Raw genomic sequence first — 21,943 nt, 5'->3', positions numbered from 1 at the left:
CGGACACTGCCCCGGCGTCCCTTGCGGGAGGCCGGGGCAGGCGTGGGGCCAGGGTGGAGCCCGGGCTCAGACCGGTTGCGGTGCCAGTACGTCGGCCGGCAGGGTGTCGGCCTGCGGTTGGTTGGCCAGTTCGACCAGGGCAACCAGCCCGCTGCCATCGCTGCCGGCACTGGTGTCGGCATCATAGTACAGGCGGGTGACGTCGCCGTTGGAGATCAGGAAGAAGGCCGCACCGCTGTGTTCGCCGCCAGTGATGGCCGCCTCCAGCTCGTCGAGCTGACCGCTGCCGCCGGTGCCGAACTGGAAGCTGCCGGCCGCAAAGCCGACCCGGTACACGCTGGCGTCACCCTGGGCGGCCAGGGCCTCGAGTGTGGTCAGGGCATCGGTATCAAAGGACTGGGACACCGCGCTGAGGCTGCCCAGGCCGCCAAAGGCGCCGCTGTCGAAGCTCAGGCTGTCGGTGCCGGCGACGAAGTCGCTGATCACGTCCATGCCGTCGTTCGGGCTTTCGAAGTGGAAGCGGTCGGCCCCGGCACCACCGTTGAGGGTGTCTGCGCCGTTGCCACCGGTCAGCACATCATCGCCCTCGCCGCCCTGGAGCTGGTCGGCGCCGGCGTAGCCGATGAGCACGTCGCTGCCGCCCAGGCCCTGCAGGCTGTCCTCGCCGGAGGTGCCGGAGAGGATGTCATTACCGCCACCGGCCAGATCGTTGTTGATGATCTGGGCCGTTGCCGAGGTGAGGGCGACCGGGCTGGCGGCGCTGGAGGTGACCATGGCGAGCAGGGATTCGTTGCCTTCCACCAGGGTGTCGCCGGCGATGTCGATGCTGAAGCTGGCGCTGCTCTGGCCGGCGTTGAAGGTGACGCTGCCGGTGGGGAAGGCTGCGCCGGCGAAGTCGCCGGCATCCACGCTGTGCGCCGCGCCGCCGAGGATCTTCCAGTAGAAGGTTTCGGTGGTGCTGGTGTCGCCGCGGGTCAGCTGGAAGGTGGCCGAACTGCTGCCGGCGTCGCCTTCGGTGATGCTGACCGGTGCGGTGAGCTGCAGGCCCTGGTCGTCGTCGCGCACGGTGCCGGCCAGCACCGTGGTGCCACCGGTGATGGCCGGGTGGCTGAAGGTGACGCTGAAGGCCTCGTCGCCTTCGCGCACGGCATCGCCCTGCACCTGCAGGCTGAACAGGCTTTCGCTGACGCCGGCGGCGAGGTTGATGGTGCCGGTGAGCGGGGTCAGGAAGTCGTCGGCATTGACGGCGCCGGTGATGCTGTAGGTGACGGTGACCGCCTCGCTGTCCGGCCCGGCACGCAGCACGCGGAAGGTGAAGGGGGTAGTGGCGCCGCTGGCACCTTCGGCTCTATCCACGTCCAAGGCCAGCACGGTAACGGCCATGTCGTCGCCGACGATGGTGGCCGAGGCGCTGGACTGCAGCGGATTGACGGTGACACCGCCGCCGGTGCTGCTGAGTTGCAGCGAGAACTGCTCGTCGGATTCGCCCACAGTGTCGGCGGCGACCTGGATGACCACTTCCTTGCTGGTTTCGCCCGCCAGGAATTGCAGGGTGCCCTGGGGCAGCACGCCGCCCAGGAAGTCGGCGGCATTGGCGGGGGCCGAACCGCTGCCTCCCACCTGCCAGTTGATGCTTGCGGCCAGCTCATCGGCACCGGAACGGGTGACGGTGAAGCGGAAGGCGGTGGTGCCGCCGCTATTGCCTTCTTCAAGGCTGGTGTCGATGGCGGTGACGCTGAACTGGCTGTCGTCGTTGAGCACGACCCCGGCGGCCTGATCGTCGATCAGGTCGATGCCGACGGCGTCCGTGAGCACGACCCGGAAGTTCTGGTCGGGGCCGAGCACATTGTCGCCGGAGACCGGAATCAGGATGTCATAGAGGGTTTCGCCCGGTGCCAGGGTGATGCTGCCGCTGGGCAGCGCGTTGCCGACGAAGTCGCTGGCGGTGACCGGGTAGCTGCCCACGCCTTCCACATGCCAGTTCACCGTGACGGTATCGGTGTTGTTGCCGAGGCGTTCGACCCGGTAGGTGAAGTTGGTGACGCCGGTATCGCCTTCGTACTTCTCGCTGCCGCCGATGGCGGTGAGGGTCAGGCCGGTGTCGTCGTTGCCGATCAGGGTGCTGGCGGTGCCTTCGAGGATGGTGGCACCCACCGCGTCGTTGAGCACCACCGAGAAGCCTTCGGCGGTTTCACCAGTGTTGTCGCCGGCCACGGTGATGGTGATGGTCTTGGACGTTTCACCGATGCCGAAGGCCACGGCGCCGCTCTGGAAGACGCCTCCGAAGTCCTGGGTGTTGGCCGGGTTGGCGCCGCTGGGGATCACTTCCCACAGCACGCTGGAGGTGACGGAGGTGTCGCCGCTGCGGGTGACGGTGAAGGTGAAGGGGGTCTCCTCACCGGTGTCGCCTTCCGGTGTGGCGGGCGCATCGGCGGCGATCAGCAGCACGGCGTCGTCGTTGATGACGGTGCCGGTGGCCGTGGTGGCTGCGGCGGTGGAGCCGTAGCTGGGGTTACCCAGGGAGACGCTGAAGGTTTCGTCGTATTCGCCGAGGGTGTCGGCATTTACATAGACGGTGAACTCCTTGCTGGTCTCGCCGTCGGCGAAGGTGACCGTGCCTGTCTGGGATACAAACTCGCCGTTGCCGACCGGCCGCAGGCCGGAGCCGGCGGCGTTCCACTCGACGCTGGCGGCGCCGGTCGAGGTGCCGCTGCGGTCGATGCGGAAGGTGAAGGCGGTGGTGCCGCTGTTGCCTTCCGGATGGCTGGCAGAAACAGCCGAGACGGTGAGGGTGTCATCGTCGTCGGTGATGGTGCCGATCACGTTGTTGCTGGTGATGTCGGCATGGGCGCTCTGCCCGGACAGCTGCACGGTGAAGTCCTGAGTACCTTCGTCCAGGCCGTCGCCGGCCAGATCAACCAGGATGGTCTGGGTGGTTTCGCCGGGGGCGAAGCTGACCGTGCCGGAGGGCAGGATGCCACCGGGGAAGTCGGCGGCGACGGCGCTGCCGGCTACCACGTTCCAGTTGACCGAGGTGCTCACCGACAGGTCGCCGCTGCGGGTGACGGTGAAGCTGAGCTGGCCGGGGTTGCCGGTGTCGCCTTCGACGGCGGTGCCGATGGTGGCCGACAGGGCCAGATCCACGTCGTCGTCGCGGATGATGCCGGCTGCGGTGGAGGCGCCGGCATCCACGGTGCTGCCGGTGCCGGGATTGTAGAGCTCGACGCTGAAGCCTTCAGCCAGCTCCACATTGCGGTCGCCGGAGATGGCAATGTTGAGCACGGCGCTGTCCTGACCGTCGGCGAAGTTGACTGTGCCCGAGGTGGCCACGAAATCGTCGGCGTCGGTATCGCCATGGACAATGCGCCAACCCACCGAAGAACTGCCGGCGGTGCTGCCCGTGCGCGTGACGGTGAAGCTGAGGGTGCCGGGTGCCCCGGAGCTCTCGGCGCCATCGGCGGCCAGGGTGGCAATCGACATCACGTCGTCATCATTGACGAGAGTGGCATCGGCGCTCTGGCTGGCGAAGCTGTGGGTGAGGCTGTCGGTGGGGGCGGCGAGGGTAACGGTGAAGCCCTCGTTGTTCTCCAGCTGGCTGTCGCCGGCCACCTGGACGACGATGTCCTGGGACATGACGCCCTGGGCGAAGCTGAGGGTGCCATTGGGGAAGAAGCCGTTGAAGAAGTCGGCGGTGTCAGCGGCATTGGCGCCGCTGCCGGCCACGCTCCAGTCGAGGGTGGTGGCCGCGGTACCGCCGCTGCGGGTGACCCGGAAGACGAAGTCGTGGCTGGCGCCATCACCTTCGACTGCCGGGATGCTGAAGCCGGTGACGCTCCATTCCACGTCGTCACTGGTGATGGTGCCGGTGGCACTGCCGGTGATGATGTCGGCGCCGATCGAGGCGTTGGACAGGTCGATGGTGAAGTTCTCGTTGCCTTCCACTTCCACGTCGCCCTGCACGGTGACGGTGATGGTCTTGCTCAGTTCGCCGCTGGCGAAGGACAGGCTGCCGCTGGGCAGCACGCCGCCCAGGAAGTCGGCGGCATCGGCGGTGCCGGCGGTGGCGGTCCAATCCACCGTGGCGGCGAGGCCCAGGTTGCCGCTGCGGGTGACGGTGAAGGTGAGGTCGGTGGTGGTGCCGTCGTGGCCTTCGACGCGGGTGGCGGTGGTGCCGCTGATGCGCAGGGAGGCTTCATCATCGGTGATGGTGGCGTCGGCCGTGCTGTGGGTGAACACCACGCCGTTGGGGCCGGTGAGGCTGAGGCGGAAGCTCTCGTTGGATTCACCGGCGTAGTCGCCCTTGACCGGAACCTGGATGGTCTTGCTGGTTTCACCTGCGGCAAAGGTGATGCTGCCGCTGGTGGCGTCGAAGTCGCCTGCAGAGGTCGGGTCGGCTCCGATGCCGGCGACGCTCCAGTCGAGGGTCTGGGACGCGCTCAGGTTGCCGCTGCGGGTGACCACGAAGTCGAAGTGGGTGGTGTCGCCGGGGTTGCCTTCCAGGGCGGTGACCGGGGCGCTGACATCGAAGACCACGTCGTCGGCCTGGATGGTGCCGTCGGCGGTGGCGGTGGTGATGGTGACGCCGCTGGACGGGTCGGACAGGGTGACAGTGAAGTCTTCGTCCGGTTCGCCGGCCAGATCGCCGCTGACCTGGATGGTCAGGGTGACGCTGGCCTGGCCAGCCGGCAGGGTCAGGGTGCCGGAGGGCAGGCTGCCGCCGAAGTCGGCGCCATCGGCCGGGTTGATGCCGGTGCCGGTGATGGCGAAGTTCACCGTTTCCGCTTCGCCCAGGTAGCCGCTGCGGGTGACGGTGAAGGTGTAGGCGGTGGTGCCGCTGTTGCCTTCGGCCTTGGCTGCCGACAGGGCGCTGATGGCGATGGTGGCGTCGTCGTTGAGGATGTCGGTGACGGCAGTGGCCGTCTGGATCTGGCCGCCGCTGGCGTTGGAGAGGGTGACGGTGACGCTCTCGTCGCTTTCCACGCTCAGATCGCCGACCACCTGGATGGTGATGGTCTTGCTTGATTCGCCATCGGCGAAGCTGACCGTGCCACTGGGCAGGCCGCCATTGGTGCCGAGGCTATCGCCGGTGGCGAAGTCGGCGGTGTTGGCGCTGGCGGAGCTGAGCTTCCAGTCCACGCTGCCGGCGCCGCTGGTGTCGCCGCCGCGGGTGACGGTGAAGGTGAGGTTGGTGGTGCCGCTGTGGCCTTCCTGGATCGTGGCCTGGGTGGCGGCGACGTGGAAGACGGCGTCGTCGTTCTCAATGGTGCCGGTGGCCGTGGCGGTGCTGATGCTGTCGCCGGTGGTGCCGGTGCCCAGGGCGATCTGGACGGTGTAGCTCTCGTCGGTTTCCGGGGTGGTGTCGCTGGTGGGGGTGATGGTGATGGTCTTGCTCATCTCGCCCGGGGCGAAGGTGACCGAGCCGGAGGGCAAGCTGCCGCCGAAGTCGGCCCCATCCACCGTGCCGTTGGCGCCGCCGGTGAGTACCGACCAGGTGATGGTCTGATTCTGGTTGGTGCTGTGGGTGCGGGTGATGGTGAAGGTCTGGGCGCTGCTTTCCGCGGTGCTGGCGGTGGTGCCGGCGATGGCGAAGGCGGAGTCGTCGTTGGTGATGGTAGCCGCCGCGTTCACGTCGATGGCCTCGTCGATGCCCGACAGGCTACCCAGCTGAACCGTGAAGGTCTCGTTGGCTTCCGGATCGGTGTCACCGACCACGGTGACGCTGATGGTCTTGCTGCTTTCGCCGGCGGCGAAGTTGACCGTGCCGGTGGTGGCGCCGCTGAAGTCGCCGGCGGCGGTGGTGCCGTTGAACAGGGTCCAGGTCATGGACGAGGCACCCGACAGGTCGCCCGTGCGGGTGACCGTGAAGTTCATGGTCTGGTTGCTGTCGCTCTCGACGATGGACGAGTCGGCGATGCTGATGCCGGTGTCGTCGGTGAGCACGGTGAGGGTGCTGGTGGCCAGGTTCTGGGTGTTGGTGATGTTGGGGGAGGCGCTGGTGAGCACGTCCTCGTAGATCACGACCCGGAAGGTCTCGTTGTTTTCGGCGATCAGGTCGCCCTTGACCAGCACGTTGAAGTTGGCCGTCAGCACGCCGTTGGCGAAGCTCACCGTACCCGAGGGCAGGCCGCCATTGTTCCCCAGGCTGTCGGTGCTGGTGAAGTCGGCGGTATTGGTGGGGTTGCCGCCCACGGCTTCGACGCGCCAGCGCAGGGTAGCGGCGCCGGAGTAGCCTGTTCCGCTGCGGGTGACGTCGAAGGAGAAGGTCTGGTTGGCGCCCTGGTCGGTCTCCACCAGGCTGGTGCTGGTGGGGGTGAGGTTGTAGGTGGTGTCGTCGTCGAAGATGGTGCCCGACAGGTCGAGGGTGTTCGTCGGCGAGGTGTAGCTGTTGCCGGAGTCCAGGTAGTAGCTCTGGAAGCGCACGGCGGAGCCGGTGGTGTCGCCCGGGGCGGTGAGCCGCAGGGTGAAGGTCTCGTTGTTCTCCACCGTCACGTCATCGTTGAGGATGTCGGCCAGGGATATGTTGTAGGTGTAGGTGCCGTAGGCCGTGGCTTGGGCGGCCAGGGTGATGTTGCCGCTGGTATACAGGAAGTCGCCGGCGGCGGTAGTGCCGTGGGTGAGGGTGTAGCTCACGACGATGTCGCTGTCCAGGCGGCCCCCGCGGATCACCGAGAAGGTGAGGGGGTTGCCTTCGTAGGCGCTGGTGTTGACGCCGCTGTAGTAGCTGCCGTCACCGGTGCCGTTGTATGTGTCCCAGCCGTTGATCCACAGGCGGATGTCGTCGTTCCTGAGGGTGGTGGTGACGCTGGCCTGGGTGTTGTCGATGTTGGCCGGGCCGTAGGCGTCGGTGTACAGGGGCCAGTGTTCGGCGTCATCCGGGTTGAGCACCGTGAAGGTGAGGGTCCGGTTGTCTTCCACGTAGCGGTCGCCGTGGTAGGTGACCACCACGTTCTTGGTGGTCTCGCCGGCGGCGAAGTTCACCAGGCCATAGGTCTGGTTGAAGTAAGGCTCGGTGACGCTGGCGGCGTCACCGCCAAAGGTCATGACCTCGGCACTGCCGCTGGCGCTGCCCCAGTTGATGTAGTTGCCGTCGATGCGCCAGGCCACGGTGGTTGGGTAGTTCAGGGCGCCGTCGCGGCCACCCTGATCGGTTCGAGTGACCGTGAAGGTGACGGTGTTGCCGGTGGCGTTGTCGCTGGCGCCCGTGCCTTCGAACTCACTGCTCTTGTCTACGGAGACGCTGATCAGCGGGTCGGGCTCGTTGTCATAGATGCGCGCGGTGTCGGTGTAGCCGGTGCTGGCCGTTTCCAGATCGTGGTTGGCTTCGCCTGCGTCGATGTTGTTGGCGCCGGTGAGTACGATACCCAGCTCTTCACGCCAGGTTTCGGTCCAGCTGTCGTCCACGGTCTGGACGCTGATGGTCTTGGTGGTTTCGCCGTCTTCGAAGGTCAGGGTGCCGGTCCAGGCGCCGGCGTTGAAGGTGGCGGTGCCGTTGCTGGTGGTGACGCCGGAGATGTCGCTGGGGTCGAGCTTGTACCAGCTGCCGGTGTTGGTGTTGCCTTCGTTGGTGGTCTCGGCGCCCGGCAGGGTCAGGGACCAGTCGACGGTATCCGTGCCGCGGGTGTCGCCCTGACGGGTGACGGTGTAGGTGATGATGTTGCCTTCGGTGACGTCGTTGGCGCTGGCGTCAAAGCGGGTGTCGTCGTTGGTGAGGACCAGGAAGTTGTTGTTGTAGCCGTTGCCGTCGGGGTTGCTGTTGAAGCTGCTGCCGCCGCTGGTGCCGGTCAGGTAGACCCGAAAGGCCTCGTCGTACTCGCCCGCGTTGTCGCGGGTGGTGTAAACCTTGATGTAGCCCCACTCCTGCCCGTCGGCAAAGTTGAGCCGGCCGGAGGCGTAGCCGCCGTTGTTGTTCAGGCTGTCCTGACCGGGCTGGAAGTCGGCGAGGTCGGTGGCCACGTAGCCGCTGACGCTGGTGCCGAGCTTCCATTCCACCCAGGCGGTGCCCGAGGTGGCGATGGTGCGGCGTACGGCGAAGACGTGCTCGACATAGTCGTCACTGGGGCCGCCGTCGGCCAGGGTGTCAGCTTCGAGCTTGCTGTTTACATAGCTGAACGAGGCCGTCTCGCCGGTGTTGGCGCGGTCGCCCAGGTCGAACAGGGCTTCATCCCGTTCGATTTCGCCAAACAGGTAGCCAGAGGTGGTGTTGTTGTACTGGGCGTTGTCCGCGACAAAGCCACCCATGTGGTCGGCGTTGTAGAAGGCGTTGCCGCCGTTGATGCGCGGGTCATTGTGGACGGTGGTGACCTGATCCACGCCGCTGCCACCGGACAGGGCGATCTGGAACCACTCGTCGTTCTCCACCGCGTCGTCACCGGACACGGTGATGGTGACGGTCTTGCTGGTCTCGCCGTTGGCGAAGCTGACGGTGCCGCTGGGCAGGCTGCCGCCAAAATCGGAGCCATCCACGGTGCTCGACCAGTTGTTCTCTTCAGTGTCGTAGACGCTGGTGCCTTGCACCGCCCAGTTCAGGGACGATGCTTTGTTGAGGTCGCCGGAGCGGGTGAAGGTGACCGAGAAGGTGGTCGACTGGCCTGCCACCGTCTCGGCGACGCGCATGTCGTCGATGGAGGCGGTGATCTGGGTGTCGTCGTTCTGGAGGGTGCTGGTGTAGCTGCCGGTGGCGCCGATGGAGCTGCCGGCATTGGCGCCGCTCAGGTTGAGGTTGAAGGTCTCGTTGTTCTCGATGCTGCCCACGCCGGTGTCGCCATAGGCATAGACGGTGATGGTCTGGGTGGTAACGCCGGAGTTGAAGGTCAGGGTGCCGCTGGGCGTGATGTTGGTGTTGATGCCATTGGTGAAATCGTTGATGTTGGTGGTGGTGTGGCCGACGCCCCAGTTCACCGTGTTGGTCTGGCTGAGGTAGCCGGTGCGGGTGACGGTGTAGGTCAGGGCCGTGCCGGTGTGGCCGTTGTCGCCTTCCACCACCGTGGCGGTGCCGGCGGTGATGTTGAACTCGGCGTCGTCATTGCGCACGTAGCCATCGGCCGTGCCACCCAGGATCTCGGTGCCGGAGGACGGGTTGGAGAGATTGACGCGCAGGGTCTCGTCCACCTCCAGGGTGCTGTCGCCGGCGATGCGCAGGGTGATGGTCTTGCTGGTCTCGCCGCTGGCGAAGGTCAGGGAGCCGTAGGGGATCCCGTTGCCGTCCTTGGAGACGCCGGCTGGCTGGCTGCTGTAGAAGTCGGTGCCATTGACGGCGTTGGCGATACCCGCGTCCACCGCCCAGTTAACCGTGGAGACCTGGCTCCCATTGCCCGAGCGGGACACGGTGAAGGTGTAGTCCACATAGGCGGAGTTGCCTTCGTTCTTGTCGGCGAGCAGGGGGGTGATGGTCAGGCCGGCATCGTCGTTGGTCAGCACCGTGGATGCGGCGGCGGTGACGATGTTGCTGTTGGCCGGTGCGTTCGACAGGGTGACGGTCATCGTCTCGTCGGATTCGACGGTGGAGTCGCCCTTGATGTTGACCACGATGGTGGCGCTGGTCTGGCCGTCGGCGAAGCTGACGGTGCCCGTCGAGGCTTGGCCGGCCGCCAGATCGGTGCCGGTAGCGAAGCCGTTTGTGCCGCTGATGGTCCAGGTCAGGTCGCGGGCGCCGTCGAGGGAGCCGGTGCGGCTGACGGTGTAGGTGACGGTGCTGTCGGTGTTGCCTTCGGACCGGGTGGTGGTGGCGGTGCTGATGCTGAAGTTGTCATCGTCGGTGAGCAGGGTGGTGCTCTTGCTGCCGTCCCCCGGCTGGATGGTGCCATTCACCGGGGTACCGAGAACCACCTGCAGGGTTTCGTCACTTTCGAGCGTCAGGTCGCCCTGCACGTTGAGGGTGATGGTCTTGCTGGTCTCGCCGGCGGCGAACGTGACGGTGCCGCTGGGCAGGCCACTGTTGGTGCCGAGGGCGTCCTGGTTGCCGACGAAATCGGCGGTGGTGAGGCCGGCGGAGGCGCTAAGGGCCCAGGTGACGCTGCCGCTGCCGCCCGTGTCGCCGACGCGGGTGACGGTGAACACCACCGGGGTGGTGCCGCTGCCGCCTTCAGCGGTGTTGGCCGGGGCACTCAGCACGAAGTTGGTGTCATCGTTGTTGATGACGGTGCTGGCGGTGGACGTGCCGAGGGTGGTGTTGGCGGACGGGTTGCCGAGGGTGAGGGTGAAGGTCTCGTCGTTGGCTTCGGCAACGGTGTCGCCGCTGACGTTGAAGGTGACTGCCAGTTCGCTGACACCCACACCAAAGGTCAGGGTTCCGGTGGGCAGGACGCCGCCGGCCACGTCGCCGGTGGTGGCGCCGTTGCTGCCGGTGACGGTGTAATCCACCGTGGCGGCTACGCTGAGGTCGCCGCTGCGGGTGACGGTGTAGGCGATCTGGGTGGTGCCGCTGTTGCCTTCGGCTATGGCGGCGTTGGCCGCGCTGACCGAGAAGCTCTGGTCGTCGTTGACGATGCGCCCGGTGGCGGTGGCGTCCACGATGGTCTGGGGCGTGTCGTCGCTCAGCTTGGCGTTGCTGATGGTGACGGTGAAGCCTTCGTCGAGCTCCACGTCCAGGTCGCTGGCCACAGTGATGCTGATGGTCCGGGTGGTTTCGTTGGCGGCGAAGGACAGGGTTCCGCCGGGCAGGCTGCCGCCGAAATCGGCGGCATTGGCGGCGCTGGCGCCGCTGCCGGTGACAACCCAGTCTACGGTGGCGGCGTCCTCGACGAAGCCGGCGCGGGTGACCGTGAAGGTGTAGGTGGTGCTGCCGCTCTGGCCTTCGGCCTTGTCGGCGTCGGTGGCGGCGATGGAGAAGCCGGTGTCGTCGTTGGTGATGGTGGCGCTGGCGGTGGTGCCGGTGAGGGCAGTGTTGGCGCCGGCGGGTTGCAGAACGATGCTGAAGGACTCATCCACTTCCACCTGGTCGTCGGTCTTGACCTGCACGGTGACGGTGGCGGTGCTGGCGCCGGCGGCAAAATTGACGGTACCCGAGGGCAGGCCGCCATTGCTGCCGAGGAGATCCTGGCCGGTGATGAAGTCGCCGATGGAGGCCGAGCTGGCGCCGCCCGGCAGTTGGAGCAGCCAGTCGATGTCCTGGGTCAGGGACAGATCACCACCCCGGGTGACGGTAAAGGTGAAGTCTGTGTAGGCCCCATCGCCGGTGTTACGTTCGGCCTGGCTGGGCGTGTTGGCCGTGATGCCGAAGGTCGAGTCGTCGTTGGTGACGTCGGTGCTGGCCGTGGTGGTCGTGATGTAGGTGCGGTCGTGGGCGGGGTTGCCGACGGGATTGGAGAGCGTGACGGTGAGGGTTTCGTCGCTTTCGTTGAGGTCGTCACCGGTCTGGGTCAGGCTGATGACCTTGACGGTTTCGTTGGCGGCGAAGCTGAGGCTGCCCGACAGGGGGGTGCCGACGCCGAAATCGTCTGCATCCATGCCGCTGGCCGCCCAGTCGATGATGACCGGGGACGCGGTGTCGCCGCTGCGGGTAACGGTGAATTGCAGCACGCGGGACTGGCCGGCGCTGCCTTCCAGCACGCTGGCCGTGCCGGCGCTGATGCTGATGCCGATGTCGTCGGCGACGACGCTGCCGGTGGCGCTGGGGGTGACGATCTCGGTGTTGCCGTCGGCACCCGACAGGCTGATGGTGAAGCTTTCGGTGCTCTCGACGGTGGTGTCGCCGCTGCTATAGACGGTGATGGTCTGGGTCAGGACGCCGGGGGCGAAGCTGAGACTGCCGGAGGGCAGGGTGCCGCCGAAGTCGGCGGCGTTGACAGGCTGTCCACCGCTGCCGGTGAGAGCCCAGTCGACGGTGGTGGTGCCGGTGGTGATGCCGGTCCGGGTGACGGTGAAGGTGTGGGCCTGGGTGCCGCTGTCACCTTCGACGAGCGCGGTGCTGGTGGCGCTGATGGCCAGGCCAGTGTCGTCGTTGACGATGGTGCCCGCGGCACTGCCGGTGCCGATGGTGGAGCCGGTGGCCGGGCTGGACAGGTTGACCGTGAAGGTCTCGTCGCTTTCGTCGGAGTAGTCGCCCGATACCTCGAGGGTGATGGTCTTGCTGGCTTCACCGGCGGCAAAGTCGAGCACACCGGAGGGCAGCACGCCGCCGATGAAATCGGTGGCATTGGCCGGGGCGCCGCCGCTGCCGGCCACGCTCCAGGCCACCTGGCCGCTGCGTGTCAGATCGCCGTTGCGGGTGACCACGTAGCTGAGGTTGGTGCTGCCGCCGTTGACGCCTTCGTTGGCGGTGCCGGTCTGAACGGCGATGTTGAAGAGGTGGTCGTCGTTGAGAACGGTGCCGGTTGTGCTGGCATTGGCGACGGTGGCACCCGGCTCGGGGCTGCCGAGCGTCAGGGTCAAGCCTTCGGTGGCTTCGAGGTCGGAGTCGCTGGCGATCTGCAGCACGATTTCCTTGCTGCTCTCACCCGCTGCGAAGGTGATGGAGCCGACGGGCAGCACGCCACCAACGAAGTCAGTCCCGTCTACCGGGCTGCCGGAGCTGCCGGTGACGCTATAGGTGATGGTGTCGCTGCCATTCAGGTCGCCACTGCGCTGGACGGTGTAGCGGAGTTCGGTAAGGCCGCCGCTGCCTTCCTCGATGGCGGCCGAGGGTAGCAGGGTGAGGACGACGTCGTCGTTGCGGACCAGCCCGGCCGATTCGCCGATGCTGATTTCTGCCCCGGCCGAGGGGTTGGACAGGCGGACGGTGAAGCCTTCGTCGGCTTCGACCCCGTGATCGGGGGTGAGGGGCAGGTTGACCACCAGACTGTTGACGCCACGGCCGAACTCAAGCGTGCCAGAGAAGGAGGTGCCGACCAGGAAATCGCTCGCGTCCACGCCGTTCAGCGCTGCAAATTCGAGGGCCCAATCCACGCTGGCGACGACGGTCAGGTCGCCGCTGCGGGTTACCGTGAAGCTCGCCTGGCGGAGGCCATTGCTGTTGCCTTCGTTGGTGGTGAGGGCGGTACCGTCGAGCACGAAGCCAGAGTCGTCGTTGAGGACGATGCCGATGGCGCTGCCCTGCAGGACCATTGCGCCCGGCGTGCTGCTGGAAATGCTGACGGTGAAGTCTTCGCGGGTTTCCAGGTGGCTGTCGGGGCTTGGGGTGATCTGGATCAGGATCTCGCTCTGGCCCGGGGCGAAGGTGACGCTGCCGGAGGGCAGGGTGCCGCCGAAGTCGGCGGCGTTGATCGGGTTGGCGCCGCTGCCATTGACCTGCCAGTCCACGGTGGCACTGCCGGACAGGTCGCCGACGCGGGTGATGGCAAAGAGCTGGGGCTGGTCGACGGTGGAGCCTTCCTTGCGGACGGCGTCGCGGGCGACGATGGCGATGGCCTGGTCGTCCGGGTCGATCACGGCGAGTGCGGTGCCGACGTCGATCTGGGTGTTGGCGTTGAGCGGATTGAGGGTGAAGGCGAAGGTCTCGAAGCCTTCCAGCACGCTGTCACCGGACAGGTCTACATAGACGAGCTTGCTGGATTCGCCGGCGGCAAAGCTGACGGTGCCGGTGAGGGCCTGGCCGACGGCGAAGTCGTCGGCGGTGGTGGGGGACTCGCCGTAGCCTGTGATGCTGTAGCCGATGCTGCCCGGCTGGCTCAGATCGCCGGCGCGGGTGACATTGAAGGCCTGGCGCCCGCCAGTGCCGTTGCCTTCGAGGCTGGACGGGGTGACGGCAGCGACGTTGAAGAGGGTCTCGTCGGTGTAGATGTTGCCGTAGGCCTCGCCGTTGATGATCTGCACGCCGGGAGGCGGGTTGACCAGCACGATGCCGAAGGTTTCGTCGTATTCCTGCAGGGCATCGCCCTGGACGTAGACGGTGACCGTCTTGGAGATCTCGGCAGCGCCGAAGTGGATGCTGCCGCTGGGCAGGCCTTCATTGCCGCCGAGGGCGTCCTGGCCGCCTACGAAATCGTTGGAATCGGCGGCACGCACGCCAACCCGCACGAAGCGCCAGGAGATGTCGGCTTCCTGGCCGAAGGTCTCGGAGCGGGTGACGTGGAAGGTGAGGGCGACCTGGGCGCCATTGGCACCTTCGACGACGCTGAGGGTGTCACCGATGAGGCTGAAGCCGACGTCGTCGTTGATGATGTTGGTGGACGCGCTGGCGTCGCCAAGGCGCAGATTGCCCTGGGGGTTGGAGAGGGTGGCGGTGAGGACGGCGTCCGGTTCAACGATGCGGTCACCGGCGTAGGAAACGGTGATGATGCGGCTGGTCTCGCCGATGGCGAAGTTGACCGTGCCGGCGGGCAGGGTGCCGCCGAAGTCGGCTGCAGGCAGACCGCTGACCGACCAATCCACGGATGAGGTCGCGCTGCCATCGGCGCGGCTGATGGTGAAGCTGACCTGGGTCTGGGTGCCGGTGTCGCCTTCGAGCACCTGTACGGCGTTGGCCGAGATGGATACCAGGCTGTCGTCGTCGAGGACGACGGTGCTGGCGCTGTCGGTGCCCAGGTGCAGGTTGGGGCCCGGGTTGCTGAGCGTGACAGTGAGGGTTTCGTCGGGCTCGATGCTGCGGTCGCCGACGATCTGGACGGTGACGGTCTTGCTCAGTTCGCCGACGGCGAAGCTGACGCTGCCGCTGGGCAGGGGGCCGCCCATGTCGGCGGCGTCGAGGCCGCTGGCAGCCCAGTCCACGGTACTGGCGGCGAGGCCGTTGTCGCGGGTCAGGGTGAAACTGAGGGTCTGTGTGTCGCCCTCGTCGCCTTCGGGTACGTCGACGGAAACCGCGGCGATGCTGACGGTGGCGTCGTCGTTGAGCACGGTGGTGCCGGCCGTGCCGACGCCAATCCCGAGGCTCTGGCCGGGGTTGGCGAGGGTGACGGTGAGGCTCTTGTCTACGTCGATGACGTGATCGCCGGTGAAGCTGACGGTGATGGTCTTGCTGGTCTCACCAATGCCAAAGCTGACGGTGCCGCTGGGCAGCGTGCCTCCGAAGGCGGCGGCATCGAGCCCGCTGACGGACCAATCCACGGTGCTGGCGTTGAGGCCGATGTCGCGCACCACGTTGAAGGTGAGGGTGCGGGTGTCGGCTTCGCCCCCTTCGGCGATGGAGGTGCTGACGGCACTGATGTTTACCGTGGCGTCGTCATTGAGGATGGTGGTGACGGCGCTGGCGGTGCCGATGGACAGATTGGCGCCGGGGTTGCCGAGGGTGACGGTGAGGACTTCGTTGGCTTCGGGCGTGCCGTCGCCGGTGAGGGTCAGGGTGATGGTCTGGCTGGTTTCGCCGACGGCGAAATTGACCGTGCCGCTGGGTAGGGTGCCGCCGAAGTCGGCTGCGTTGAGGCCGGAGACGCTCCAGTCAACGCTGTTGGCGGTGCCGGAATGGGTCCGCGTAACGGTGTAGGTGAGGGTTCGGGTGTCGCCGGTGAAGCCCTCGACCACGCTGGCCTGATCGGCGCTGATGCTGACCGAGCCGTCGTCGTTGACCACCGTGGTGGTGGCGGAGTCGGGGGGGATGCCGCTGCCACCGATGCTGACGGTGAGGACCTCGTCGGCTTCGACCTGGCGATCCCCGGCGAGGGGCAGCTGGATGGTCTTGCTGGTTTCGCCGGGGGCGAAGTTCAGGGTTCCGGAAGGCAGGGTGCCGCCGAAATCGGCTGCGTCGAGGCCGGACGCCGTCCAGTTCACCTGGTCGCTGCCCACGGCGTTGCTGCGGGTGACGGTGTAGGTGACGAACTGGGTGCTGCCTTGGTCGCCTTCATTGACGCTGACTTGATTGGCGCTGATGTTGAAGCTGCCGTCGTCGTTGATGACGGTGGTGGTGGCGCGTTCGGTGCCCAGGGTGAGGTTGGCACCCGGGTTGCTCAGGACGACGCCGAGGGCTTCGTCGGCCTCGATGTCCCGGTCGCCGGTCAGGGTGATTTCAATGGTCTTGGTACTTTCACCAGCCGCGAATTGCAGGGTTCCGGCGGGCAGCGTGCCACCGAAGTCGGCGGCATCCATGCCGTCAATCTGCCAGTCCACCGACGAGGCGGCCTGGCTGTTGCTGCGCACTACGGTGTAGCTGAGGGTGCGGGTGGTGCCGCTGTGGCCTTCGATAACGCTGGCCTGATTGGCGCTGATGCTGACCGTGCCGTCGTCGTCCACGACCTGGGTGGCGGCGGTGGCCTGGTCGATGATCAGGCCTTCGGTCGGCGCCTGGAGGCTGAGCTCGACGGTTTGACCGGCTTCGACGACCCGGTCGCCAGTAAGGGTGAGGGTGATCCGGGCTTCGGTCTGGCCGGCGGCAAAGGTGGCAGTGCCATTGACGGCACCGTCGGCGAGCTGGGCTGCGTCGATGCCGGCGACACTCCACTGGACGGAGGCCGCGGTGAAGGGGTTGTCCCGGGTCAGGACAAAGACCAGTACGCCGCCGCTGCCGGTGTCGCCCTCAAGCACGCTGGGCTGGGCCGCGCTGACCGTGAGGTGGCTTTCGGTAATGGTGACAGAGGGGGCGGGCTCGCTGCTGCCCGGCCTGCCCGTGTTGTTGGTTGGGGGCGTGCCACCGATGCCGGAGAACAGGCTGGCGCCGGTGCCGTTGCCGTCACCTGCGGTGAAGGTGCTGAAGACACCCAGCCCGCCGCCGGTGACACCGCCGGTGCCCTGGCTGGCCAGGCCGCTGCCGGTGCCGGAGCTGCTGCCGCCGAGCACGCCAGGGTTCATGCCGTCGAGGGTAAGGACTGACAATTCGGTGGGTGTGCCAGGGCGAGGGATGCCGCTGCCGGTGGCGTCGCCGGTGAGCTGGGTGCGCTCGGGCGCCATCGGGCCGGATTGGGTGCCGCTGCCTTCACCGGTCAGCCCGGTGATTTCCGGGCGGTAGGTGCTGTCGAGGGGGGCAGGAGGGGCAAACTGGCTACCGGACTGACTGCTCCGCGGGCCGCTGTCGCCCTGGCTGGGGTTGAACGGATTGCCCTGGCCGCCGAAGCCGTCGGCCGGGTTGCTGCCGGGGGGGCGCAGTCCGTCACCGCCCTGCAGGAAGGAGGGCAGACGGTCGCCCAGCAGGTTGCGGGCGATTTCGGAGGGGTTGAACGGGCTGCCGGCATCGCGGCCGCCAGTGGAGAGCAGGATCTGCTGGGACATGTCCTTCGCCGCAGCCGGGCTGAGACCCGCCTTGACGAGGGCCGCCTCGGCACGGGCGATGGCCTGCTCGAGCGAGGCCACACCCTGTTGCGGTCTACCGGCGAGAAAGTCGGTGACGATCTGGATGGCACGGGCGAGGGTATCGATCTGGGGGTTGGTCTGGTCAGCCATTTCCTGCTACTCCTGGTGCAGCAACGCTCCCGCCGACTTTGAGTGGGGACGGGGCGTAGCTCTAACGGTCTGGAAAATCCGGGGAAGTCTGTGCTGGTGCGCCGGCCGCTGCGGAGAACGGCGGGCTCGCCATGGGACTTGCCTATTTGTTGGAGGAGGTGTTGAAGGCGCCGTCCGTGGTGAAGGGCAGCAGCTTGTCGGCCGGGATTACCATGCCCGGGTTGCGGACCACGTCGGGGTTGAGGCCGCCGATGGAGCGCAGCAGGCGATAGGAGGCAATCACTTCGTCCACGCGGGCGGCTGCGGCGTCGCTCTGGGCATTGATCAGGGCGACCTCGCCGTTGAGCAGGTCGAGCAGGGAGCGTCGGCCGAGCTCGCGCTCCTTACGGGCGAGTTCAAGGAAGTTGCCGGAGATCTGGGCCTGATTGATCAGGTAGTTGGTGCGTTCCCGGGCGGTTTGCCAGCCAACCCAGGCATTGCGGCCTTCTTCAAGGGCCTGGACGCGGACGTAGCCGGCTTTTTCCTTTGCAGACAGTACAGACTGGTCGGCGGCTTCGGTAACCCGTGCAGCCTTCATCCCCAAATCTAGGGTCCAGTCGAAGCGGACCATGGCCTTGGTGTCGTTGCGATCACCCTTGATGCCATCGTAGTCCTGGTAGTGGATCTGGTTGAGCTGCAGGGCCAGGCGCGGCATCAGCTCCCGGGCACGCTGCACGTGCCGTTCGGCGAGGGTGACTTCGGCGCGGCCGTCGGCGGCAACCACATCCGGGTTCTGCTTCAGGATGATTTCGGCGATCTCGGCCTCGGAGCGGGGGAGCTGGGCAACGGGTATGCCGACCGCCTGCAGCCCGGCCAGGTCGACCGGGGTCTCGCCGAAGACGGCGCGGTAGCGGTTGCGGGCCTCGCTCATGCGGCTCTCGGCGATCACCCGGCGGGCTTCGGCGCCGGCGAGCTGGGCCTTGGCCTGCAGAACGTCGGTGGCGTAGCCTCGGCCGGCTTCCATGCGGGCGTTTTCGAGGGAGGTCTGACGCTTGATGTTGAGTTCGGACTGCTGGGCGTAGCGCAGGGTGCGATCAGCGCGGATGATCTGCAGCTGGGCTTCGATGGCGGCGAGAACGAGGTTCTGACGCTGCAGGTCGCGCTCCTTGCCTTCCTTGTCCAGAATGGTCTCGGCAGCCTGGACACGCAGGCCGGTCTGGCCGAAGTCGGTGATCAGCTGGTTGAGGCCGACGTTGACGTCGGACGGATTGAAGTTGCCCTTGGTGCCGATGTCACGGTCGATGTGCTGTTTGCCGATGCCGGCGCCAACGGTGAGTTTGGGAAAGTAGGCGGTCTTTTCGACGCCGATCTGGGCATTGGCCGTTGCCACGTCGGCGTCCACCATGCGCATCAGGTTGTGTTCCTTGAGGATGCGGTCAAGCTTCTCAGGGAAGTTCTCGGCGGCGTGGGCGCTCCCGATGCACAGGAGGGAACCCGTGAGGGTGGCGGCGATCAGGTAGCGCTTACGGTCCATGGTGCTGGATTTCACGGCAAACATCTGGAGACTCCCTTGTTTTCTTGATTTCGGCTTTGAAGAGCACGGTGCGTACTTCCCCACCGTATCAAACATGGCATATTTAAAACTTACAAAAACTTACATTTCGGCATGCAAGCTCCCTCGACCCTGCGTTCTTTTGTGTTCTTGGATTCTGCGTGGCTCTTTGGGGGCGGCCACGGCTGCCTCACCGGGCATGACGTCTGCTTGGGTGTGATACGGCGGGTGCTCGTCTCTCTGCTTGTTGTTTGCTCCGGGCTTTTCAGTGCCGGTCTGAGCGCAGCCGATGGCCGGGAGGCCGGCGTGCCTCTATTGGCGCTTAACGGTAAGGCGGACGCGTTTCTTTACAGTCGCGTATGGCTTGATCATGACAAGCGCGCGGACATCAGGGAGGTGGCCGCACATCCCGAGCGGTTTGCGCCGCCAGCGGGGCAGGGTGAGCGGGTGGTCAATGCCGGGTACAACGATGCCGTGGTATGGATTCGCGTTCCGGTGCGCGTGGGGGGGGATGCGCCTCATGAGTGGTTGCTGGAGGTGGCCTACCCCACGCTTGATCATGTGACCCTTTACCGCCATGAGGTGTCGGGTCAATGGCGGGCCGTCGAGTCCGGCGACCTCGTGCCGCGCTCGCGTCGGCCGTTTGAACACCACAATCTGGTGTTCCCGCTCGCGCTGGAGCCTGGTGCGGAGGAGGTGCTTTTCCTGCGCGTCGAATCCCAGGGGAACCTGACCATTCCCCTGGTTTTATGGCAGCCGAAGGATCTTCTCGCCGCGGATCGCAGCCGCTACGCGTGGCAAGCCCTGTATTTCGGCGCACTGCTGGTCCTGCTCAGCTACAACCTGATGCTGTTTCTGGCCATCCGGGATCCCTTGTACCTGACCTACTCCCTGATGGTGCTGGGCATGGGGAGTGGCCTGCTGACGATGAAGGGTTTCGGCAGCCTGCTGATTTGGGGTGATGCCGTTCTCCTCGGCAATGCGGCCTTCCCTTTGTCTCTGGCCCTGTGCGGGCTGGCCGGTGCGCTCTTTACACGGCGCTTCCTGGAGTCACGGCGACGAGCCCCTGCGCTGGATCGGGTGGTCCTCGCCCTGACGGCCTTGTTTGCGGTTGAAACCCTGTTCGGCTATTGGTTGCCCTACGCCCTGCTGGCTCGCCTGGTGAGTGCCACGGGCTTGTGTTTCTCTGTGGTGGCCGTGGTGCTGGCGCTGCAGAGCCTGATCGGGGGGCAGCGTTCGGCCCGCCTGTTCCTGGCTGGGTGGCTGCTGCTATTGGTGGGCGTGGGGGTCACTGCCCTGAGGAATTTCGGCTGGCTGCCGACCAACGCGCTGACCAGCAACATCATGCAGATCGGCTCGGCTCTCGAGATGCTGCTCTTGTCGCTGGCCTTGGCGGATCGCATCAACAGTCTCCGCCAGGAGAAGGACCTGGCGCATGCCGATGCGGTGCGTGCAGAGCGAAAGCTGGTCGATACCTTGCGTGACTGGGGGGTGTCCCTTGAGCGTGAGGTGGTACGCCAGACCCATGAACTCCGCGAGGCCAATCTGCGCCTGGCCGCCAGCGAGGCTGTCGAACGCCGCGGACGCGAAGAGCAGACCCATTTCATCGCCATGATCGCCCATGACATCCGGACGCCCCTCGCGATCATCAAGGCCGCTGTGCAGTCCCTCCAGGATATGGATCTCACGCCACCGCCTCTGGAGCATAAAAAGCGTTATGACCGTATTCAGAGAGCCCTGCAGCGTCTTAACGCGCTACTGGAGATTGCTCTGATGCAGGATCGAACAAATGTGGATGACTGGCGTATGGACATGGCCGAGATTCAGCTTGAGGCGCTGACGGGCGAGTTGAGTCAACTTCTGAGTCCCGCCGATGAAGCGCGCTTGTGTTGCCATCTCGCCGATGGCCTGCCCGCTTTGAGAGGGGATCCGCGGATGCTCCGCGTGATGCTGCTGAACATCGTCGAGAACGCCCTGAAATACAGCCCCCGGGATTCACAGGTCTATTTGAAGGTAGAAACCGGCGATCAGGCTGGAGAGGCAGGCGTGTTCATCAGGGTCATCGATCACGGGCCTGGCATTCCGCCTGGACAGGAAGAGAGGATCTTCCAGAAGTACTACCGCAGTCCGGATGTGGCAGGTCAGCCTGGTTTGGGCATCGGGCTGTTCCTGGCGCGCTTCATCTGCAGGCGGCACGGTGGCATCTTGCACGTCGTCGTGCGTCCCCGAGAGACCGGTGCTTGTCTGGAGGCCTGGTTGCCACTGGAGAAAAGGGGGGTGTCATGAGTTCGCGTATTGCGCTCGTGGAAGATGATGAAGACCTTCGCGACGAGATGTGTTTTCAGCTGGCCAGGGCTGGCTTCGACGTGTTTGGTTGTGAGGATGGCGTCAGTCTGGATCGGCATCTTGCCGGCAGCGGATGTGAACTCGTGGTGATGGATCTGGGTTTGCCGGGTGAAGATGGCTTGTCCATCTCTGCGCGCCTGCGCGCTACCCGCCCTGGGCTGGGTGTTGTGATGCTGACTGCCCGAGGCCGTTTGCAGGATCGTCTCGACGGACTGGACCGTGGTGCCGATGCCTATCTGGTGAAGCCAGTGGATACGCGGGAGCTGATCGCCGTGATACAGACGGTCCTTAGACGTCTGGCCATGCCCATGCCGACACCCGGCAGGCAGGAATGGCTTCTGCGTTATAGATCGCTGGAGATCGTGTCACCAGAAGGAAAGGTCATATCGATCTCGGGCATGGAGGTGATCCTACTTCGCGAACTGGCCAAGACGGGTACCGAAGTTGTTGCCCGCCGACAACTGATCGAGGCACTTGGGCATGACTACCTGTTGTTTGATCAGCGTCGCCTGGATACGGCCATGAGCCGACTGCGTCATAAACTGGAAGAAGTGTCTCCGGAAAGGAGTCCGATCCGGGCGGTACGAGGGGTGGGCTACGTCTTCGCCATGCCTCTGAGGGAGGACGACGATATCACCTAGGCCTGAACTACTGAGCGCTTTGGCCTTCGGTGGTTGTGCTTGCAGCCGGGCGCGTCTGTGACGTTCAAGATTTATTTTCTTAATCTTGTTGACACGTTGTGATTGTTCTTTATAATTCGGCCTCTCTTCGCTGCGGCGCACACCGAGATGTGTGAGCCGGGGTGGTGAGGAGGTGGTGCTGGAA

4 protein-coding genes are annotated in these 21,943 nt (G+C 65.8%); 2 read left to right on the top strand and 2 right to left on the bottom strand.

Features of this window, described 5'->3' with window-relative positions; translation table 11 throughout:
- Positions 1–66: 66 nt before the first annotated feature.
- Both ACIQ09_RS04215 and ACIQ09_RS04210 read right to left on the bottom strand, forming a co-directional pair.
- Complete coding sequence (locus ACIQ09_RS04215; protein ID WP_398306514.1) at positions 67–17,241, bottom strand: Calx-beta domain-containing protein; 17,175 nt, start codon at positions 17,239–17,241, stop codon at positions 67–69.
- Positions 17,242–17,383: 142 nt separating this feature from the next.
- Positions 17,384–18,778 (bottom strand): TolC family protein, encoded by a 1,395-nt coding sequence (locus ACIQ09_RS04210; protein ID WP_398306512.1) that lies wholly within the window; start codon positions 18,776–18,778, stop codon positions 17,384–17,386.
- Between the two features lie 222 nt (positions 18,779–19,000).
- Between ACIQ09_RS04210 and ACIQ09_RS04205 the strand changes: the two genes are divergently transcribed.
- Positions 19,001–21,058 (top strand): 7TM diverse intracellular signaling domain-containing protein, encoded by a 2,058-nt coding sequence (locus ACIQ09_RS04205; RefSeq protein ID WP_398306510.1) that lies wholly within the window; start codon positions 19,001–19,003, stop codon positions 21,056–21,058.
- On the top strand, positions 21,055–21,759 hold the full coding sequence (locus tag ACIQ09_RS04200; RefSeq protein WP_398306508.1) for a response regulator transcription factor: 705 nt from the start codon (positions 21,055–21,057) through the stop codon (positions 21,757–21,759). The genes ACIQ09_RS04205 and ACIQ09_RS04200 overlap by 4 nt, the downstream gene beginning before the upstream one ends.
- Positions 21,760–21,943 lie beyond the last annotated feature (184 nt).

It is taken from the genome of Zoogloea sp., from assembly GCF_044344315.1.
Taxonomy (GTDB): domain Bacteria; phylum Pseudomonadota; class Gammaproteobacteria; order Burkholderiales; family Rhodocyclaceae; genus Zoogloea.
The sequence above is the reverse complement of the archived record's forward strand: the minus strand, read 5'-3'. Positions and strand labels throughout refer to the sequence as shown.